16 protein-coding genes are annotated in these 18,042 nt (G+C 69.9%); 9 read left to right on the top strand and 7 right to left on the bottom strand.

The features are described from left to right. Positions 1–62: 62 nt before the first annotated feature. Positions 63–608: a thioesterase family protein gene (locus LLS1_RS15365; RefSeq protein WP_226656902.1), complete on the top strand. Its 546-nt coding sequence runs from the start codon at positions 63–65 to the stop codon at positions 606–608. Here the strand turns inward: LLS1_RS15365 and LLS1_RS15360 are convergent, their stop codons facing one another. Then, positions 609–1,979, bottom strand: coding sequence for an FAD-binding oxidoreductase (locus LLS1_RS15360; RefSeq protein ID WP_226656866.1), 1,371 nt, complete (start codon positions 1,977–1,979; stop codon positions 609–611). It lies immediately after the preceding gene. Positions 1,980–2,067: 88 nt separating this feature from the next. On the opposite strand from LLS1_RS15360, the gene LLS1_RS15355 reads away from it, so the two are divergent. Continuing rightward, positions 2,068–3,027, top strand: coding sequence for a DNA-3-methyladenine glycosylase (locus LLS1_RS15355; protein WP_226656864.1), 960 nt, complete (start codon positions 2,068–2,070; stop codon positions 3,025–3,027). A 15-nt stretch (positions 3,028–3,042) separates the two neighbouring features. Here the strand turns inward: LLS1_RS15355 and LLS1_RS15350 are convergent, their stop codons facing one another. Both LLS1_RS15350 and LLS1_RS15345 read right to left on the bottom strand, forming a co-directional pair. Then, positions 3,043–3,597 carry an SRPBCC domain-containing protein gene (locus tag LLS1_RS15350; protein ID WP_226656862.1) on the bottom strand — a complete coding sequence of 185 codons (555 nt, stop codon included), beginning with the start codon at positions 3,595–3,597 and terminating at the stop codon, positions 3,043–3,045. A gap of 109 nt (positions 3,598–3,706) precedes the next feature. Further along, on the bottom strand, positions 3,707–5,302 hold the full coding sequence (locus tag LLS1_RS15345; RefSeq protein ID WP_226656860.1) for an NAD(P)/FAD-dependent oxidoreductase: 1,596 nt from the start codon (positions 5,300–5,302) through the stop codon (positions 3,707–3,709). 128 nt (positions 5,303–5,430) lie between these two features. Here LLS1_RS15345 and LLS1_RS15340 point away from each other — a divergent pair, with 128 nt between their 5' ends. Both LLS1_RS15340 and LLS1_RS15335 read left to right on the top strand, forming a co-directional pair. Next, a complete protein-coding gene (locus tag LLS1_RS15340; RefSeq protein WP_226656858.1) occupies positions 5,431–9,201 on the top strand; it encodes a proline dehydrogenase family protein in 3,771 nt (1,256 codons plus the stop codon). A gap of 4 nt (positions 9,202–9,205) precedes the next feature. Beyond that, positions 9,206–10,060, top strand: a complete 855-nt coding sequence (locus tag LLS1_RS15335; RefSeq protein WP_226656857.1) for an aldo/keto reductase — start codon at positions 9,206–9,208, stop codon at positions 10,058–10,060. A gap of 25 nt (positions 10,061–10,085) precedes the next feature. Here the strand turns inward: LLS1_RS15335 and LLS1_RS15330 are convergent, their stop codons facing one another. The 4 genes from LLS1_RS15330 to LLS1_RS15315 form a co-directional block, all read right to left on the bottom strand. Beyond that, complete coding sequence (locus LLS1_RS15330; RefSeq protein ID WP_226656856.1) at positions 10,086–11,519, bottom strand: cell wall metabolism sensor histidine kinase WalK; 1,434 nt, start codon at positions 11,517–11,519, stop codon at positions 10,086–10,088. Continuing rightward, positions 11,516–12,274 carry a response regulator transcription factor gene (locus tag LLS1_RS15325; RefSeq protein ID WP_223358955.1) on the bottom strand — a complete coding sequence of 253 codons (759 nt, stop codon included), beginning with the start codon at positions 12,272–12,274 and terminating at the stop codon, positions 11,516–11,518. The genes LLS1_RS15330 and LLS1_RS15325 overlap by 4 nt, the downstream gene beginning before the upstream one ends. A gap of 88 nt (positions 12,275–12,362) precedes the next feature. Next, complete coding sequence (locus tag LLS1_RS15320) at positions 12,363–12,788, bottom strand: SRPBCC family protein (RefSeq protein ID WP_226656854.1); 426 nt, start codon at positions 12,786–12,788, stop codon at positions 12,363–12,365. A 56-nt stretch (positions 12,789–12,844) separates the two neighbouring features. Further along, entirely contained in the window at positions 12,845–13,282 is a 438-nt protein-coding gene (locus LLS1_RS15315; RefSeq protein ID WP_021763688.1) for an Lrp/AsnC family transcriptional regulator, read from the bottom strand. Positions 13,283–13,598: 316 nt separating this feature from the next. Between LLS1_RS15315 and LLS1_RS15310 the strand changes: the two genes are divergently transcribed. The 5 genes from LLS1_RS15310 (at position 13,599) to LLS1_RS15290 (ending at position 18,039) form a co-directional block, all read left to right on the top strand. Beyond that, on the top strand, positions 13,599–13,865 hold the full coding sequence (locus LLS1_RS15310) for a hypothetical protein (protein ID WP_226656852.1): 267 nt from the start codon (positions 13,599–13,601) through the stop codon (positions 13,863–13,865). Next, entirely contained in the window at positions 13,865–15,712 is a 1,848-nt protein-coding gene (locus LLS1_RS15305) for an alpha/beta hydrolase (RefSeq protein ID WP_226656850.1), read from the top strand. The genes LLS1_RS15310 and LLS1_RS15305 overlap by 1 nt, the downstream gene beginning before the upstream one ends. 95 nt (positions 15,713–15,807) lie before the next feature. Beyond that, entirely contained in the window at positions 15,808–16,230 is a 423-nt protein-coding gene (locus LLS1_RS15300; RefSeq protein ID WP_226656826.1) for a hypothetical protein, read from the top strand. Further along, entirely contained in the window at positions 16,227–16,514 is a 288-nt protein-coding gene (locus LLS1_RS15295; RefSeq protein ID WP_226656824.1) for a WXG100 family type VII secretion target, read from the top strand. The genes LLS1_RS15300 and LLS1_RS15295 overlap by 4 nt, the downstream gene beginning before the upstream one ends. 43 nt (positions 16,515–16,557) lie before the next feature. Then, positions 16,558–18,039, top strand: a complete 1,482-nt coding sequence (locus tag LLS1_RS15290; protein ID WP_226656822.1) for a peptide MFS transporter — start codon at positions 16,558–16,560, stop codon at positions 18,037–18,039. Positions 18,040–18,042 lie beyond the last annotated feature (3 nt).

Below are 18,042 nucleotides of genomic sequence, written 5' to 3'. Positions count from 1 at the left end.
TGGAGATCGCGCACAATGATTCCGCGGGATCGTTGGCTGCTGACTACTCTGGCCCGGTGCACATGATCTTCCGGACGATGCTCCATTTCTGGCTCGCGCGCTTCGGGCCACGACTCGACCACTGGGATGTGGCGCGAACGAAGTTCCGGGTGCTGCCGACCGACCTCGACATCCTCAAGCACATGAACAACGGGGTGTACCTGTCGATCGCGGACATCGGGCGGTTCGACCTGCTGTCGCGCAGCGGCATCTGGGCGATCTTCAAAAAGCGTGGCTGGTACCCGGTGGTGGCGTCGGAGACGATCTCGTTCCGCAAATCGCTCGAGCTGTGGCAGCCCTTCGTCGTGGAGTCGCGCATCCTCGGCTTCGACGAGAAGGCCGTGTACGTGGAGCAGCGGTTCACGGTCGACGGCGAGATCTACACGCAGGCGTTCATCCGGGGCCGGTTTCTGAAGCGTGGCGGGGGAATCGTCACGATCGAGGAGCTGCTGGAGGCCGTCGGCCCGTCGCCGACGGACGTCACGGTGCCCCAGTGGCTGATCGAGTGGGGAGCCGACGCTGCGCTCCCCTCGACGCGGGCCGCCGCGCCGAGCATCTGGAACGAGTGATCAGGCCGGTCCGAACGCGAACACGCGCTCCGGATCCCACGCCGCCCGCGCCGTCGACAGCCGATCGAAGATCTCCTCCGGCCACAGGCGCCGGAACGCAGCGGGGTCGCTCAGATCCGCCACCCAGTTGATGTTCGTGACGGCGGAGATCCGGTCGCCCAGCACCTCGGCGATCGCTGCGGCATGCGCGGGCGCGGCATCCCCGAAGGTCGCGGGGTCGGCCGCGATCGAACTGAGGGCGTGGGTGCTGGCGCGGCCGCCGACAGCGGTGCCGTCCGCCGTGTCGCGGTGGGTGGCCCCGCCGAGTTGACGCACCTCGACCGCGAGGAACGGCGTGGCCGCGGTCGTGCCGATCAGCGGCAGGAGGTCATCGGCCAGCGCGCGGTCGAATGAATCGAGCATATGGCCGCGGATCCAGCTCGGGCCGCCCTGCTCGGGATCGTTGTGGATGGTGGCCACAGCCGTCGTGGGCATCTCGCCGACGAAGTCGAGGTAGACAGGTGCGGCGCCGCGCATCGGCGCGAACAGCCGCTCTCCCTCCGCCGCATCGCCGGGGAACGCGAAGCGCACGCTGAACAGGGAGCGGCCGCGCAGGGGTGGCGGAGGCCCGTCGACGTCGGGGATGCGCAAGAACACGGCGGAGGTGGTCGCCTGGTCGACGAGCGAGGCCGACCAGTCGGCCCAGACGCGGAAGGCCTCGTCGGCGGCATCCTCGTCGAAGAAGACGCTGCCGCCGTAGAGGGTGGTGAGCGGGACGAGCTCCAGCACCATCTCGGTCACGACGCCGAGGCCGCCCTTGCCTCCGCGGAGCGCCCAGAAGAGATCGGAGTTCGTCACGTCGTCGGCGGCGACGAGCTCGCCGTCGGCCGTCACCACGCGGAAGCTGCGGACCCAGTCCGCGGTGAAGCCGTGGCTGCGCGCCAGCGGGCCCAGGCCACCGCCGAGGGTGTAGCCGACCGCGCCGACGCTCGTGGACGACCCCGTCACGGGAGCCAGCCCGTACGCCGCCGCCGCTTCGATGATGGGCGCCCAGCGCACCCCCGCCCCGATGCGCGCGCGTCGGGCATCCTTGTCGATCTCGAGCGCGTCGAGGTCACGGGTGATGAGGAGCAGGCCGCCGGAGACCGGGTTCTCGGCGCCGTGGCCCGTCGCCTGGATGCGGAGCGGCAGGTCGTTCTCCCGGGCGAAGCGCACAGCGGCGGCGACGTCGGCTTCGTCGCGTGCGGCCACCAGGATGTCAGGGTCGTGCCGGATGGTCGGGTCGAAGCAGGCGGCTTCGGCGGCGAGTCCCTCGTCGCCGCGGAGGAAGACGGCGCCACGGACGGACTCACGCAGCCGAGCGACGCGCGCCGCGTCGAGATCGATTCCCATGGCGCCGAATGTAGGGGATGCCGCCGACACGCGGGAAGGGGGTGATCGCTGCGCATCCGCTGTCAGGCGGCTGACGTACGATTCCGGCATGACCGCCGTGCTCCCCGCCGCCCCCGGGTCGCACGCGCTCCCCGAAGCAGAGACCGTCTACCGTCCCGACCGTCCCCTGGACCTGCCGGGCATCCTCGGGCTCCTCGGGCGCGGTCCCTTCGATCCGACGACGCAGTGGGACCTCGGCGGGATGTGGCGCACCTGGCGCACTCCGCTCGGAGCGGCGACGCTGCGCATCCACCGTCCGGCATCCGACGGCTCGATCGCGGCCGCCGCGTGGGGGCCGGGGGCGGCGTGGGCGATCGAAGCGCTGCCCGGCCTCCTCGGCCACGGGGACGATTGGTCCGGTCTGGACGTGAGCAGCCACCCGCTGCTGCGCGGCAGTCTGCATCGCAACCCCGGCCTCCGACTCTCACGCACCGGCCTGCTGCTGGAGGCGCTCCTCCCCGCGATCGTGGAGCAGCGCGTCACGAGCCTGGAGGCGTATCGCTCGTGGGCGCGGCTTCTGCGCTGGTACGGCGAGCCGGCGCCAGGTCCTGGTCCGACCGAGCTGCGTGTGGTGCCCACCATCGAGCAGTGGCGCGGTATCCCTTCCTGGGACTGGCATCGCGCCGGTGTCGACCCGCGACGTGCACGAGCTGCCCAGGCGGTCCTCGCCGTTGCGCCGTCGCTCGAGCGCGCTGTCGCGCAGGCCGGCTCACTGGACGCCGCATCGATCGCGCTGCGCACCATCCCGGGTGTCGGCCAGTGGACGACTGCCGAGACGCTGCAGCGCTCGCACGCCCACCCCGATCTGGTGAGCGTCGGCGACTATCACCTCGCCCACTACGTCGGCGAGGCTCTGATCGGCCGGCGGGTCGACGATGACGGGATGCTCGAACTCCTCGAGCCCTGGTCCGGGCACCGTCAGCGCGTAGTGCGGCTCATCCTGGCGAGCGGTTTCCGCTTCGAGCGGCGCGGGCCGCGGCTGGCCGTGCAGGACCACCGCTGGCACTGAGGAGACGGGGCTCGGTCAGCCGTCCGTTCCGTCGCGCAGCGCCGCGGCGTGCTCGGCCTTGATGTCGCGGTCGAGCTCTCGGCACAGCGTCGCGTAGTGGTCGAGGAAGTCGGGGTAGTAGTCCTCCCAGACGGGCAGCGGCTTGCCGTCGTGCGCTGCGATCATCCGGTCGAGGTAGTAGTCCCAGCCGACCCCGTAGTCCGCACCCTCGGCGACCGTGTGGAGCAGGTCACCGAAGGTGATGGTGGTGTGACCGCTGGACTCCGTCAGGTGCACGAACATCCGACGGGATCCCGGTGCCGATCCGACGTCGACGTGGAGGCGGCGCGGGGCGTCGCACAGCATGATCGCGACGTTCTCCCACTCGGCGCCGTCGCCCTCCGCGTTCATGCGGAACTTCACGGCACCCGTCGACGGAGTCCCGGTGAACTCGCCGATCCAGCGGCTGAGGTAGGCGGACCTGCTGAAGTAGGCCCACACCTCCTCGATCGGCGCGTGGACGATGCGGTCGAGGACCACGTAGACGCCGTCGTCCTTCCTGACCAGTCTTCCCGTCGGCTGCGGCGTCATGATGACCTCCTAATGAGTCCGGCCCTCCTGGACTTCACGATAGTCACGACGCGTCGGTTGTGGCAGGGGGGCGCCCTGGACGGCGCGTGGACGGTGGATGCGAGTCCTCTCAGCCCTCCAGCACGGCCATCGCCGCGTTGTGCCCGCCGAGTCCGCTCACGGCGCCGCCGCGCTGCGCGCCCGACCCGCACATCAGGATGCGCGGGTGCGGCGTGGCGACGCCCCAGCGCCGTGCCGGCGTGTCGAGCGCGTCGTCGTCCTCGGCGAACGGCCACGACAACGGCCCGTGGAAGATGTTGCCGCCGGGCATGTTGAGCGCCCGCTCGAGGTCACGGGTGGTCTTGGTCTCGATGCAGGGGTTGCCGTCGCCGTCGGTCAGCAGGAGGCTCTCGATCGGCTCGGCCAGCACCGAGTCGAGGGAGGCGAGCACGGCGTCCTGCAGGCGCTGCCGGGTGGCGTCGTTGTTCTCGTCCGTCAGCCACCGGTCGGGGGTGTGCAGGCCGAAGACGGTGATGGTCTGCGCTCCGGACTCCGCCAGCTCCGGGTCGAGGATGCTCGGGTCGGCGAGGGTGTGGCAGTAGATCTCGCACGGCAGCAGCTCGGGCATCACGCCGCGCAGCATCCCGGCGTGGGCGGCCTCCAGTTGCGTGTAGGTCTCGTTGATGTGGAAGGTGCCGCCGAACGCCGCCTGCGGATCGAGCGACTCGTCGCGCAGGCGCGGGAGGCGGCGGAGCAGGAGGTTGACCTTGACCTGCGCGCCCTCCGCGGGCGGGCGTCCGGCGGTCTCGGTGGCGTCGGAGGCGAGCAGACGATCCAGGACCTCCGGGGCGACGTTCACGAGCACATGGCCGCCCTCGACGCGGCGCTCGTGGCCGTTGCGGACGTACTCGACCGAGCCGTCGGGGCGGATGGCCGTGACCTCCGCACCGGTGACGATGCGGGCGCCGGCCTCGCGGGCCACACGGGCGAGCTCCCCGGTGACCGCGCCCATGCCGCCGATGGGGACGTCCCACTCGCCGGTGCCTTGGCCGATGACGTGATAGAGGAAGCAGCGGTTCTGATCGAGGGACGGGTCCCAGACGCTGGCGAAGGTCCCGATCAGCGCATCCGTCGCCGCGACACCGCGCACGAGGTCGTTCTGCAGTCGTGACTCGATGAACCCGCCGATCGGGTTCTCGATCAGGGCATCCCAGAGCTCGTCGTCGCCGACGAGGGTGCGCGCTTCGGAGCGCGTGAGCAGCGGCTCCGTCACCGTCGGCCAGAGCGCGCGGGCGAGCTCACCGGTCGACGCGTAGAAGGCGTCGAACGCCTCGGCGTCCTCCGCGGCCCCGATGCGCGCGAAGGACGCCGCCGTCGCCTCCTGGTCCGTGTTGTCGATGAGCAGACCGGCGCCGCTCGCGTCTCCGGGGACGGGCGTGTACGACGAGTAGCGCCGACGCGCCAGACGGATGTCGAGCCCGAGGTCGTCGATGATGCGCTGCGGCAGGAGGCTCACGAGGTACGAGTAGCGGGAGAGGCGCGCCTCGACGCCCGGGAACGCCTGCGCGCTCACCGCGGCGCCGCCGACATCGTCGAGACGCTCGAGGAGGATGACGCTCTTGCCTGCTTTCGCCAGGTACGCCGCAGCGGTGAGGCCGTTGTGACCGCCGCCGACGATCACGACGTCGTGCGTCGCGGCGGGGGAGGAGGGTGCGCTGTCCGTCATGCAACAGAGCCTAGGCGACGCATCGCACGGACAGAGGGCCCTCCACAGGGGTCCGGGACGCTGCGACTTCTCCACATGTTCGAGCGCCCTCGGCGTGCAGCAGGGTCGGGATGATTACAGTCGTGGTCATGGTGGATGACACGGACGGCACCGCGGTGCGCCCCGCTCAGCTGGCTCACGAGGCTGTCGAGCTGGTGCGCGTCTGGCTGGCCGAGAGCTCGCGGACGGGCGACGGCGCCCCCGCTCAGGACCCCGCGGCCGAGCGACTGGCGGGCGTGCTGCGCGACCCCGACGGGTTGGACTTCACCGTCGGGTTCGTCGACGGCGTCGCGCGCCCGCAGGATCTCTTCGTCGCCGGGTACAACCTGCAGCGGCTCGCCCGACGCATCCCTCGTTTCCTGCCCTGGTACATGCGCGCGGCCATCTGGCTCGGCGGCGTGTTCGGACCGGTGCTGCCCTGGGTCGTCGTTCCCATCGCCCGCCGGGTGCTGCGGAGGATGGTGGGCCACCTCGTGATCGATGCGACGCCGCAGAAGCTCGGCCCGGCGATCGCGCACCTGCGCTCCGCGTCCGACCCGCACGGGCACGGCGCTCGGCTCAATCTCAATCTGCTCGGCGAGGCGGTGCTCGGCGAGACGGAGGCGGCGCGGCGACTGGAGGGCACCCGCGCGCTGCTCGCCCGTGACGACGTCGACTATGTGTCGATCAAGGTGTCCTCGATCGCCTCGCAGCTCTCGATGTGGTCGTTCGATGAGACCGTGCAACGGGTCGTCGAACGCCTCACGCCTCTGTATGAGCTGGCCGCGTCGTCCCCCACCCCGAAGTTCATCAACCTCGACATGGAGGAGTATCGCGACCTCGATCTGACCATCGCGGTCTTCACCGGCATCCTCGGCAAGCCGAGGTTCCGGGGGCTCGAAGCCGGAATCGTGCTGCAGGCCTACCTGCCCGACGCCCTCGACGCCCTGCAGTCGCTCACCGAGTGGGCGGCCGGGCGCCGCGCGCAGGGCGGGGCGCCCGTGAAGGTGCGCGTCGTCAAGGGGGCGAATCTCGCGATGGAGCACGTGGATGCCGCGATCCACGGCTGGCCCCTCGCGACGTATGGCAGCAAGCTCGAGACCGACACCAACTACAAGCGCGTGCTCGACTGGGCGCTCACCCCCGAGCACACCGACGCGGTGAAGATCGGCGTCGCGGGCCACAACCTGTTCGATGTGGCATACGCCTGGCTGCTCGCATCGAAGCGCGACGTCACCGCGCGCGTCGACTTCGAGATGCTGCTCGGGATGGCGACGGCGCAGGCGGATGCGGTGAAGCGCACGGTGGGAGGCCTGCTCCTCTATACGCCCGTGGTCGACCCCGCGGAGTTCGACGTGGCGATCTCCTACCTCATCCGCCGGCTCGAGGAGAACGCGAGCCCGGAGAACTTCATGTCCGCGGTGTTCGAGCTCGATGCGGATCCGGCTCTGTTCGACCGCGAGAAGGAACGCTTCCTCGCCTCGGTCGCAGCGTTGGAGTCCGACCCGCTTCCTCGCGGGGCGGCGCCGGTCCCGCATCGCCAGCAGGACCGCACGCACGAATGGGAGGAGGCGACCGCGCCCTCCTTCACCCGGCCGCCCGCCGTTCCGGTGGCACCGGCGGACGAAGGGCTGACCAGCGTCGTGCTGGGATTGTCCCGCGGATCGGCGGGCGACGGGATGCTCGACGGCTCGGAGCGGGGAACAGCACTCGGATCCGAGCCGGACGGCGGGATGGAACCGCCCACCCTCGGCGACGTGGACGGGCAGGAGCACGAGCGTCACGATGGGGTACCCTCCTCTCCGGCCGTGACGCCCTGGACGGCGGCCGCGAACTTCCGAAACGCACCGGACACGGACCCGTCGATCGCGGCGAACCGCGCCTGGGGCCGGCGGATCCTCGCACGTTCCGGCACCTCCGACCTCGGCGCGGCGACCATCGAGGCGGCGGCGATTCCCGACGCCACTCGGCTGGAGACGATCCTGCGGCAGGCCACGACCGCGGGAGCGGCCTGGGGAGCGCGCACCGGCTTCGAACGAGCGGCCGTGCTCGACCGCGCGGGTCACGCGCTCGAGGCGAACCGCGACCGGCTCATCGAGGTCATGGCCTCCGAGACGGGCAAGACGATCGCCGAAGCCGACCCGGAAGTCAGCGAAGCGGTCGACTTCGCCCACTACTACGCGGCGCTCGCGCGCGACCTCGACGCCGTGCAGGGGGCTCGATTCGTGCCGTCGGCACTCACCGTCGTCACTCCTCCGTGGAACTTCCCCGTCGCCATCCCGGCGGGTTCGGTGCTGTCGGCGCTCGCCGCCGGGAGCGGGGTGATCATCAAGCCCGCGCCGCAGGCGAAGCGGTGCGCGGCCGTGCTCGTCGAGGCGCTGTGGGAGGCGGGCATCCCGCGCGAACTCCTCACTCTCGCCGACGTCCCCGAGAACGAGCTCGGCCGGGCGCTCATCGCCGACCCGCGCGTCGAGCGGGTGATCCTGACAGGGTCGTACGAGACCGCCAAGCTGTTCCGGTCATGGCGCCCCGACCTCCCCCTTCTCGCCGAGACGAGCGGCAAGAACGCGATCATCGTGACACCCAGCGCCGACTACGACCTCGCCGTCTCCGACATCGTCAAGAGCGCGTTCGGGCACGCCGGGCAGAAGTGCTCTGCGGCGAGCCTGGTGATCCTCGTCGGATCGGTCGCGCGCTCCGAGCGGTTCCGCCGCCAGCTGATCGACGCCACGCGGAGCCTGCGCGTCGGGTACCCCTCCGATCCGACGAGTCAGATGGGGCCGCTCATCGAGCCCGCCTCCGGCAAGCTGCTGCACGCCCTCACGACGCTCGGCGCCGGCGAAGAGTGGCTCGTGGAGCCGAAGCGGCTCGACGACACCGGACGTCTGTGGTCGCCCGGAATTCGCACGGGGGTCGAGCCGGGCTCCTACTTCCACCTCACCGAGTTCTTCGGACCAGTGCTCGGGATCATGACGGCGCGCTCCCTCGACGATGCCGTGCTCTACCAGAACGCGGTCGAGTACGGCCTGACCGCTGGGCTCCACTCGCTCGACACCGACGAGCTCGCGGAGTGGCTCGACACGGTCGAGGCCGGCAATCTCTACGTCAACCGGGGGATCACGGGGGCGATCGTGCGGCGACAGCCGTTCGGCGGGTGGAAGCGCTCGTCCGTCGGTGCCGGCACGAAAGCGGGAGGCCCGAACTACCTGCTCGGGCTCGGGAGCTGGGTGCCGGAGTCCGGACGGTCGAGCGCGAGCCTGCACCTGCGCGGCCTCGAGGACCGCGTCTCCGACCTGATCGAGTCGGGACAGTCATCGATGGACTACACCGCTTTCGACCTCGTCCGGCGGTCGGCGCTCAGCGATGCGATCGCGGTTGCCACCGAATACCGCCAGGTCAAAGACGTCTCCGCGCTGGGCGTCGAACGGAACCTCTTCCGCTACCGGCCGGTCCCGGTGACGATCCGGCTCTCCGAGGGAGGGACCCTCGCCGAACTGCTCCGTATCATCGCCGCCGGCACGATCGCACGCTCCCCGATCTCGGTCACCACCGCGCACAAGCTACCTCGTGCCACCCACCAGCTGCTGCGCGAGCGCGAGGTCGAGGTCGTGGTGGAGGATGACGCGACGTGGCTCGCACGGGTGCGTGCCGGCCGGGCGACGGCGCACCGCATCCGATTGATCGGAGGTGATCCGGTGGCGCTCGCCGAGGCACTCGACGGGAGCCCCGACGTCGCCGTGTACTCCGGTGCCGTCACGCCGTCCGGGCGCGTGGAGGTGCTCCCCTTCCTGCGTGAGCAGGCGATCTCGATCACGCACCATCGGTTCGGCAATCCCACCCGCTTCTCGGACGAGGTGATCCGAGCGGCGAGCGTAGGCTGAGCGCATGACGACTCCCGGACCCGTTCCGTCCACCGTCCCCGCCCTTCCATTGAACTCGGGCGGGAGCATCCCGCAGCTCGGGCTCGGCACGTGGCCGCTGGACGATGCGGCGGTCGAGGAAGCCGTGGTCGCGGCCGCCGGCCTCGGCTACCGGCACGTCGATACGGCGGTGAAGTACGGCAACGAGGTCGGAGTCGGCCGCGGACTGGCCGCCAGCGGTGTCGCGCGCGACGAGTGGTTCGTGACGACGAAGCTCGACGGCGAGTACCAGGGCCAGGATCGCGCCGTCGCCGGGCTGGAGGCCAGCCTCGACCGGCTCGGCCTCGACTACGTCGACCTGCTCCTCATCCACTGGCCGCTCCCGGCCCGCGACGAGTTCGTCTCCACTTGGGAGACCTTCGTCCGCCTCCGGGAGGCGGGCAAGGCGCGCGCCATCGGCGTCTCCAACTTCAAGCCCGCCCACCTCGACCGGCTCATCGACGCGACCGGGATCGTCCCCGCGGTCAACCAGATCCAGCTCAGCCCGGCGATCACCCGCCGGGAGCAGCGGGCCTACGACGCCGAGCGCGGCATCCTGACGGAGTCATGGAGTCCGCTGGGCGGCGGCCAGGGCGACCTCCTCGCGGCGCCCGTCCTGGCGCAGCTGGCGCAGAAGCACGGCCGCACGCCGGCCCAGATCGTGCTCCGCTGGCACATCCAGAACGGGCTCGTGGTCATCCCGAAGTCGGCGAACCCGCAGCGGATGGCTGACAACCTGGCCGCGTTCGCATTCGAGCTCGACACCGATGACCTTCGGGCGCTGGACTCCCTCGACGAAGGTCCGGGCGCGGGCGTGGACTCGGATCGCAGCGGTCACTGACGCCGACGGTCGCCGACCGCGACGGTCACTGGTCGTTCGAACGCACCAGCGGCAGCGACACCGTGACGATCAACCCCGCGGGCTCACCGTTGGCGAGAACCACCTCCCCGCCGGCTGAGCCTGCCAGTGCGGCGACGATCGCCAACCCGAGACCGCCGCTGCCGCCCGACGTCGACGTGCGCGCGCCGTCGGCACGGGTGAAGCGATCCAGTGCGACGGGGATGAAATCCTCGGGCATGCCCGGTCCGGTGTCCCGCACCGTGAGCACGACCCGTTCCGCCTCGAGCGCGATCTCGGCCGTCACGGTCGCCTCGCCGTGGTCGGGAACGGAGCGGATCGCGGTGATCGCATTGCCGAGCAGGTTGTCCAGGATACGGCCGACATCCGTCGGGCTCAGGGCGATCCGGGCATCCGTAGCGGGGCGGCGCCGGGGGTCGTATTCGAAGTCGACTGAAATGCTCCCGGCGTCGTCATCGCCGCTGGCGAGGAGCCGCGCGCGGTCGATGGCGTCGGTGAGCTCGTCCACGAGCGTGCGCCAGTCGATGCGGCCGCTCGTCGGGCCGGCCTCGATGCGGGAGAGCTCGAGCAGGTTGTTCGCGAGCTGCCCGAGGCGCAGTGCCGTCGCGTGCGACGAGCGGATGTCGACAAGCAGTGCCTCCGGGTCACCGGCATCGAGCTCGGCGAGCTCCAGCTGCCCGCGCAGCACGGCGAGCGGTGTCCGCAGCTCGTGGCTGGCGTCCGAGACCATCTGCCGTTCGCGATCCGCGGAGGCCCGGAGGCGCCGGATGAGGTCGTTGAGGGTCGTGGCGAGCTCGGACAGCTCGTCCTGCGCCGGGCCGACGGTCAGCAGTCCGATCGACGGCTCCTGATTGGAGCGCTCCTCGCCGGCGATCAGCTCGGCCTGCTCGCGCATCCGGCTCACCGGGCTCAGCGCTGCACGCGCCAGCAGCCACGACGCGCCGCCGAAGCCCAGGATGAGCACGCCGGCACCGATCAGCAGCGCGGCCGTCAGACGGTCGAGAATGAGGGCGGTCGTCTCGTCGTTGCGGGCGGCGACGATGTGCACGACGCCGTTCGTGGTGTCGACCTTCTCGGTCAGGACGAGATACTGATCGTCGCCGAGCTGGAACATCGTCGGGGTGTCGCCGATCGAGATCAGCTTGTCGATCTTCGGTTCCATCGCCGCAGGAAGCGTGGAGGCGAGGAGCTCGCCGTTCGCGTCCACGACGGCGAGTTCCTGTCCGCCTCCGGGGAGGTCGAACGGGCCGCGCGGGTTGTTCTGCACGGACTCGGCGGGAGCCGCGATGTCGTTGTTGAGGAGGGTGACGGTGGCATTGTGGAGGATGGACGCGACCCCGATGCGGATGACGACGACCGCCGCCAGGCCGAAGAGCGAGGCGACGAGGAGGCTGCCGATGGTGATACGCGCCGTGATCGACAGCCGCCGCAGCCACCTCACGACGTCGACTTCTCCGTCAGCTTCTCGTCCGCCGCGACCTCCGCGGAATCCCGCGCGTCTGCGGAACCCTTCGCGTCGAGCGCGTTCTTGGCATCGAGCCGGTATCCCCGTCCGCGTTCGGTGACGATGGAGAGGCCGGCCTCCGCCAGATCGAGCTTCTTGCGCAGGTATGAGACGTACTGGTCGATCACGTTGGTGCCGATGTTCTCGGTGGTGCCCCACACCGACTCGAGGATGTCCGCGCGGGAGAGCGTCTTGTCCGGGTTGGTGGCGAACAGGCGCAGCAGCGTGAACTCGCGACGGCTGAGCGGCATCTCGTGGCCGTCGACCAGCGCCTGGTGCTCGTGCGAGTCGACGGTGAGGCGGCCGACCGTCACCTGCGGCCGCATCCCGGTCGGCTCGCGACGGAGGAGTGCGCGCACGCGCGCGGCGAGCTCGGCGAAGGCGAACGGCTTCGTGAGGTAGTCATCCGCACCGGAGTCGAGGCCGTGCACGCGGTCCTCGATCGCGTCGCGCGCGGTGAGCAGGAGGATGGGCATCGGGTTCGCCGCCTCACGGATGTGGCGGCACAGCTCGAACCCGCTCATCCCCGGCAGCATCACGTCGATGGCCGCCGCCGAATAGGCGTCGCTGCGCAACGCGATCAGGGCGTCCACGCCGTTGGTCACGAGGGTGACGTCGTATCCTTCGGCGGCGAGACCGCGCTGGACGAGGCCTCCCATGTCCGGGTCGTCTTCCACAACGAGCAGCTTCATGCGCCCATCGTGCCACTGTTCGCCGTGGTGGCGCTCGGTTCCGGGGGCCGAGGGGATCGCGGGGGATGAGGATTCTCGCAGAGGACGTTCAGACTTCTTCGACGACCGCGCGCAGGGACTCCAGCGTCGCGGCCCAATTCGCGCTCATGCGCTCGGCTTCCCCCCGGTCGGCGCAGCCATCCTGGGTGATCGTCACGACGGTGCCGTCCCCGTCGTCCGCGAGCTGGTAGGAGACCGTCTGATAGCTCTGCGGCTCGTCGGGTTTGCCGCTCAGCGGGCTGTAGTAGCTGGTCACGAGGCGCTCGCCGGGGATGATCTCGAGGATCGTTCCCTTGTCCTCGTACGCTGCTCCCTCCCATTCGCCCTGGTAGACGATCGGTGACCCTTCGCGCCAATCCGTGGTCACGCGGGTGCCGTACATGTACCGCGCGATGGTGTCCGCGTCCGTCAGGGCATTCCAGAGGGCGTTCCGGTCGGCGGCGATATGAAGGTCGGCTCGTGCTGTTTCGCTCATGCCTGCAGTCTGGGCCGGGCCGGGCGTCGCGTCTTGAAGTTTCGCGACGCGATCGGTCAGGAGTTGCCGCGGTTGATCAGCCGCGACAGGACGATCGCGCTGCGGGTGTGATCGACGTTGGGCGCGAGCCGCACCTTCTCGAGCGCCGCCTCCAGGCTCGGGATGTCGCGGGAGCGGATGTGGACGATCGCGTCCGCGCTGCCCGTGACGGTGCCGGCGTCGACGACCTCGGGCACCGCGGAAAGGATGCGCAGGAGTTCCTCCGGCGACACGGTCCCGCGGCAGAACAGCTCGACGTAGGCCTCGGTGCTCATGCCGTCGATCGCAGGGTCGACCTGGATGGTGAACCCGCGAATCACGCCGTCGGCGACCAGGCGGTCCACGCGGCGCTTCACGGCGGAGGCGGAGAGGCCCACGACCGAGCCGATGTCGCCGTACCCCGCGCGAGCGTTCTGACGGAGGAGGTCGAGGATGCTGCGATCGAGGTTGTCCACGGGCGCAAGCATACGGTGGATCGTTGCGTGTCCGTCAGTGTTACGCGGGAATCATGCGCGGAGGGTGAGGGCGGCTCTGCTCGGAGTTGTGTGGGCGCGGGGCCATGACGCAGTCGAGCGAGCGTCACTGCTCGACCGGGTAACGATTCGGTGCGTCACGGCCTGTTTTCCAGCACGTTTCTTGTGTGGCACGATCCGATGCGAGCGCTGGGTCGATGCCGCCGACTCCGAGCTTCGCGATGGATTTGTGACGTCTCACGAGATGCATGAAATACAAGCATTGATGTTTGTATTGCATGTCGATTACGGTCGATGCATGGTAACCGTGGGGGTGGAGACTGAGTCGATCGGTGCGTGCGAAGGGCGTTTCGCGGGGTTCCCGGAGCCGCCCCCGGCCGCGCCCGTTTTCGGAGATGGTCCCGTGCGCGCCGCGGCCACGCGGGTGTCGACAGCCTGGAGAGGGGCTGACGCGGCGATCGCCGGCGACGAGATGGAGTTCGTCGCACGGGTGCGTCGCACGGTCGCTCTGTATGGCGAGGCCGACGCGGCGCTCGCGAGCCGCGGCCGCGTCGGAGGGAACTGATGGGCAGCCTGGGGGAGGTCACGGATCCGGGCGCTCTGATCGCGGGCGATCCGTCGGGGGAGCGAGAGCAGGCGGAGCTCTGGGCGGCGCACGCCCGTTCGATCGAGGTCGCCGCGGCCTCCCACCGTACGGCGGTGGTCGACTCCTGGACGGGGGCGGGGGCCGACGCCTTCGAGTCGGCCCGCGAGCGACATCTCGCCCGGGTGGAGGCGGCCGGGGCGGCCTATCACGACGCCGCATTCGTCCTGCGATCGCACGCGGAGGATGTGGAGGCGGCGCTCCGGTCCGCGTCCCGGGCGATCGAGGAGTGGTCGCGCGGTGAAGCGGCGACCGCGGCCGCTCGCCGTGAATACGACCAGGAGCAGGCACGCGCAGCGAGCACTCCGTTCGCGCTGCCCGTCGTGTCCGTCTTCGTCGATCCGGGGATCGCCATCCGCGACAACGCCGAGGCCCTCCTCGATGACGCGCGCGCGGCGATCGCGGCGAGCGACGCGGCCACGGCCCGGGTGCTCGGCGCCATCGCCGACCGCGCCGTGACCGGCTCCGTGTTCGGCACCGCTCCGGTGCCCGCCGGCCTCGCCGAGGTGATGGCGCACGCCGGAGAGAAGAAGCTCCTCCGCGACCTGCGCCGAATGAGTCCCGCCGAACTCCAGTCGTACGCGGCGGCGCACCCCGGCCTCCTGGCCCGCCTTCTCGATCTCGGGCCGGCCTCCGTCGCCGCCTGGTGGCGGGGCCTCGACGACGCCACACGGTCTCGCCTCGCCCAGAACCTCCCGCGCGTCATCGGCAACCTCGACGGCGTCGACGCCCGCACTCGCTCCGAGGTCAACGCCCGCATGCTGACGAACGACATCGCCGACGCCGAGAAGCGACGCGAGGACGCCCGGAGGCTCCTGGAGAGCTCCGACCCCGGAACACGCGCGGCGGCACGCGCCATCGTCGAACGCGAGGAGAAACTCCTCGCCGAACTCAACGCCATCCGCCGCGCGTTCGGCAGCGGCCCCGACGGAACCCCGCCGCACCAGCTCTACGCCTATCAGCCCGGCGACCGCACCAAGGTCGCCCTCAGCACCGGCCTCATCGACGACGTCGAGCACATCAGCCTGATCGTCCCGGGCATGGGCACGACGGCGGGGGATGTGGGGCGGTACGGGATCGCGTCGGCGACGATGTGGGATCTGCAGTCGAGGTTGTCTGGCCTTGACTCATCCAAGATCGCCGTGATCGCTTGGTTGGATTATGACCCGCCTGGCGGTATTGACGTCCTCGGCGTGCTTGGCAACGGGATCGCCGAAGCTGGGGCCGACCGTCTCGCCCACAAGATGCAAGGCATCCAAGCGCTCCAGGGTTGGGAAAGCCAGTCACCAGGACTTTCGGTGATTGCGCACTCCTACGGGACAAATGTGGCAGCGATCGCACTCGGGCGAGAAGGCATCGGGGCGGGCAATGTCGTCCTGCTGGGTTCCGCAGGAGTCGCCGGCGTTCAGGAGGCGGCCGACCTCAATGTCCCTGCCGGGCAGGTGTTCGCGACTCAAGCCGTTGGGGACGAGTGGGCCCCCGTCGGGCAGGTGTTCTCCGGCCGCACGGACCCCACGACTCCCGGCTACGGAGCGAACGTGTTCACCTCGGAGCGGACCACGATCGACGGCCATGACCTGCGAGGAGTAGGGAGCCATGGGCCATTCGGAACGGACGACGAGCCGAGCTATCTCGACGGACTCTCGTCTGCCCAGTATGCAACTGGGATGGCGACGATGGGTCGAGGTGGCGAACTCGACTACGCGGGGACGCCCGATGACCGATTCGGCTGGCGAACCGAGGAGCGGATGCAGCAATGGGGGCGTTAAACCGGAGCCGGTGCGCTGCCGTGGGGGTGTCGCTGATTGCGGTGTTGTTCTCGGGCTGCGCGGTACAGGCGACAGAAGCAGAAGGGAACCACGAGATGGAGCACGACCGGGCGCGCGCGGAGGTGGACACGCTCTACGAACAGACTCTCGCGGTCGTGGGCGACGGATGGAACCCAGCGTCGTCGGCCGAATGGAGGGGTTGCACGCGATTGAGCTTGGCGGACGAGCAGGAGAGCTGGGCTCGGTTCACGCAGCGTTTCGGTGAACTCGACCAGACACCGCATGCGATCGCGGTGCAGATCGCTCAGCTCTGGAATCGGCTCGGTTATCCGGCGGACATCGTCTCCGACGATCGCATGACTCCGCCACGGAAGGTTGTCTCCTACCCGGCGTACCTCACTGGGACGACTGAGGAGGGCTTCGGTGTGGTATTCACCATCGGTGACGGATACGCCGATTTCACTGGCTACAGTCGCTGCGTCCCCGTCGACGCCGACAGGGATGATCTCTCGTCATGACCGAGTTCCGTGTGGATCCGGAGGAGCTCGACGAGCTGGCCGCGGAGCTTCGGCGTCGGCGGGATCGGCTGGTCGAGGGGCGGGAGGAACTCGCGACGGCGGCGCGGACGGTGAGGGAGGGGTGGTCAGGGGAGGCGCGGGAACGGTTCGTCGAGGCGCATGTGCGGTGGGAGGGCGGCCATCGTGCCCAGGTGGAGGCACTGGCCGGCGCGGCAGACCTGGCCGCGGAGGCGGCGGTCACCTACCGGGAAGTCGATCGGGCGGTCGCGGAGATGTTCGAGTGAGCGCGGCCTCCCCTCGGTGCAGGTGCGGTGGGAGCATGTGGACATGAGCGACACCAAGGACGTGAAGGCGGTGCCGTCGCGGGGCGGTCGGGAGGGCCGGGGGTTCTTCGGGCAGCCGCGGGCGTTGGCGAACATCTTCGGCGTGGAGATGTGGGAGCGGTTCTCGTTCTACGGGATGCAGGGCATCCTGCTCATCTACCTCTACCACTCGGCCACGGAGGGCGGCCTCGGGCTCGACAAGGCGACCGCCACCGGCATCGTCGGCGCGTACGGCGGCGCCGTGTACCTCTCGACGATCCTCGGGGCGTGGCTGGCCGACCGGCTGTTCGGGTCGGAGCGCGTGCTGTTCTGGAGTGCGGTCGTCATCATGGCAGGACACGTTGCGCTGGCGCTGCTCCCCGGGTTCTCGGGCGTGATCGTCGGCCTGATCTTCGTCGCCGTCGGCAGCGGCGGGCTGAAAGCGAACGCCACCCGGATCGTCGGAACGCTCTACGCGGAGCACGACCCTCGGCGGGACGCCGGCTTCTCGCTGTTCTACCTCGGCATCAACCTCGGGGGGTTCTTCGGCCCTCTGCTCACCGGGCTGATGCAGACCACGCTCGGGTTCCACTACGGGTTCGGGCTCGCCGCGGTCGGGATGGCGATCGGGCTCATCCAGTACTCCCTCGGACGCAGACGGCTTCCCGACGAAGCGCGCGCCGTGCCGAACCCGCTGCCCGCGAAGCGCTACCCGCTCATCATCGGGATCAGCGCGGCGGGCGTCATCATCGTGCTCGCGCTGGTGCTCACCGGAGTGATCACGGCGCGCAACCTCGCACTCGTCGTCATCGTGCTCACGGTCGCGGCGGCGATCGCGTACTTCGCGGTCATCCTGTCGTCCCGCCTCCTCAGCGCCGACGAGCGCAGCCGCATCATCGCATTCATCCCGCTCTTCATCACGAACGCCGCGTTCTGGTCGCTCTACCAGCAGCAGTTCACGGTGCTGACGATCTACTCCGACGAGCGCCTCGACCGGAACCTCTTCGGGTGGGAGTTCCCGGTGTCGTGGGTGCAGTCCATCAACCCGGTCTTCATCATCATCCTCTCGGGCGTCTTCGCGGCGATCTGGACCACGTGGGGCGAGAAGCAGCCAGCCACGCCGCTCAAGTTCGCGGCGGGCACGGTGCTGATGGGGATCGCATTCTGGCTGTTCCTGTTCTGGGCGGGGGGAGGCGAGAACAGCACCCCGTTGCTGGCCATCATCGGCATCCTCTTCGTCTTCACCGTCGCCGAACTGCTGATCTCGCCAGTGGGTCTCTCGGCGTCGACGAAACTCGCGCCGCACGCGTTCCAGGCCCAGATGGTCGCCCTGTACTTCCTCTCGGTCGCCCTCGGAACGGCGATGGCGGGACAACTCGCCACGCTCTACGCGCCGTCCACAGAGGGCATCTACTTCGGGATCATCGGGGGAGTCGCCGTCGGGGTCGGCGCGCTGCTCGCCCTCCTCAGCCCGTGGGTGCTCCGGATGATGCGCGGAGTCCGCTGACCG

It is taken from the genome of Leifsonia sp. LS1 (genome assembly GCF_020521355.1).
In the GTDB taxonomy this organism is placed as follows: domain Bacteria; phylum Actinomycetota; class Actinomycetes; order Actinomycetales; family Microbacteriaceae; genus Leifsonia.
This window is presented reverse-complemented; position numbering and strand designations above follow the sequence as displayed.

Coding starts and splice junctions, on each gene's coding strand:
- LLS1_RS15365 (WP_226656902.1), top strand. CDS start 63: ATGATCTTCCGGACGATGCTCCATTTCTGGCTCGCGCGCTTCGGGCCA.
- LLS1_RS15360 (WP_226656866.1), bottom strand. CDS start 1,979: ATGGGAATCGATCTCGACGCGGCGCGCGTCGCTCGGCTGCGTGAGTCC.
- LLS1_RS15355 (WP_226656864.1), top strand. CDS start 2,068: ATGACCGCCGTGCTCCCCGCCGCCCCCGGGTCGCACGCGCTCCCCGAA.
- LLS1_RS15350 (WP_226656862.1), bottom strand. CDS start 3,597: ATGACGCCGCAGCCGACGGGAAGACTGGTCAGGAAGGACGACGGCGTC.
- LLS1_RS15345 (WP_226656860.1), bottom strand. CDS start 5,302: ATGACGGACAGCGCACCCTCCTCCCCCGCCGCGACGCACGACGTCGTG.
- LLS1_RS15340 (WP_226656858.1), top strand. CDS start 5,431: ATGGTGGATGACACGGACGGCACCGCGGTGCGCCCCGCTCAGCTGGCT.
- LLS1_RS15335 (WP_226656857.1), top strand. CDS start 9,206: ATGACGACTCCCGGACCCGTTCCGTCCACCGTCCCCGCCCTTCCATTG.
- LLS1_RS15325 (WP_223358955.1), bottom strand. CDS start 12,274: ATGAAGCTGCTCGTTGTGGAAGACGACCCGGACATGGGAGGCCTCGTC.
- LLS1_RS15320 (WP_226656854.1), bottom strand. CDS start 12,788: ATGAGCGAAACAGCACGAGCCGACCTTCATATCGCCGCCGACCGGAAC.
- LLS1_RS15310 (WP_226656852.1), top strand. CDS start 13,599: ATGGTAACCGTGGGGGTGGAGACTGAGTCGATCGGTGCGTGCGAAGGG.
- LLS1_RS15305 (WP_226656850.1), top strand. CDS start 13,865: ATGGGCAGCCTGGGGGAGGTCACGGATCCGGGCGCTCTGATCGCGGGC.
- LLS1_RS15300 (WP_226656826.1), top strand. CDS start 15,808: ATGGAGCACGACCGGGCGCGCGCGGAGGTGGACACGCTCTACGAACAG.
- LLS1_RS15295 (WP_226656824.1), top strand. CDS start 16,227: ATGACCGAGTTCCGTGTGGATCCGGAGGAGCTCGACGAGCTGGCCGCG.
- LLS1_RS15290 (WP_226656822.1), top strand. CDS start 16,558: ATGAGCGACACCAAGGACGTGAAGGCGGTGCCGTCGCGGGGCGGTCGG.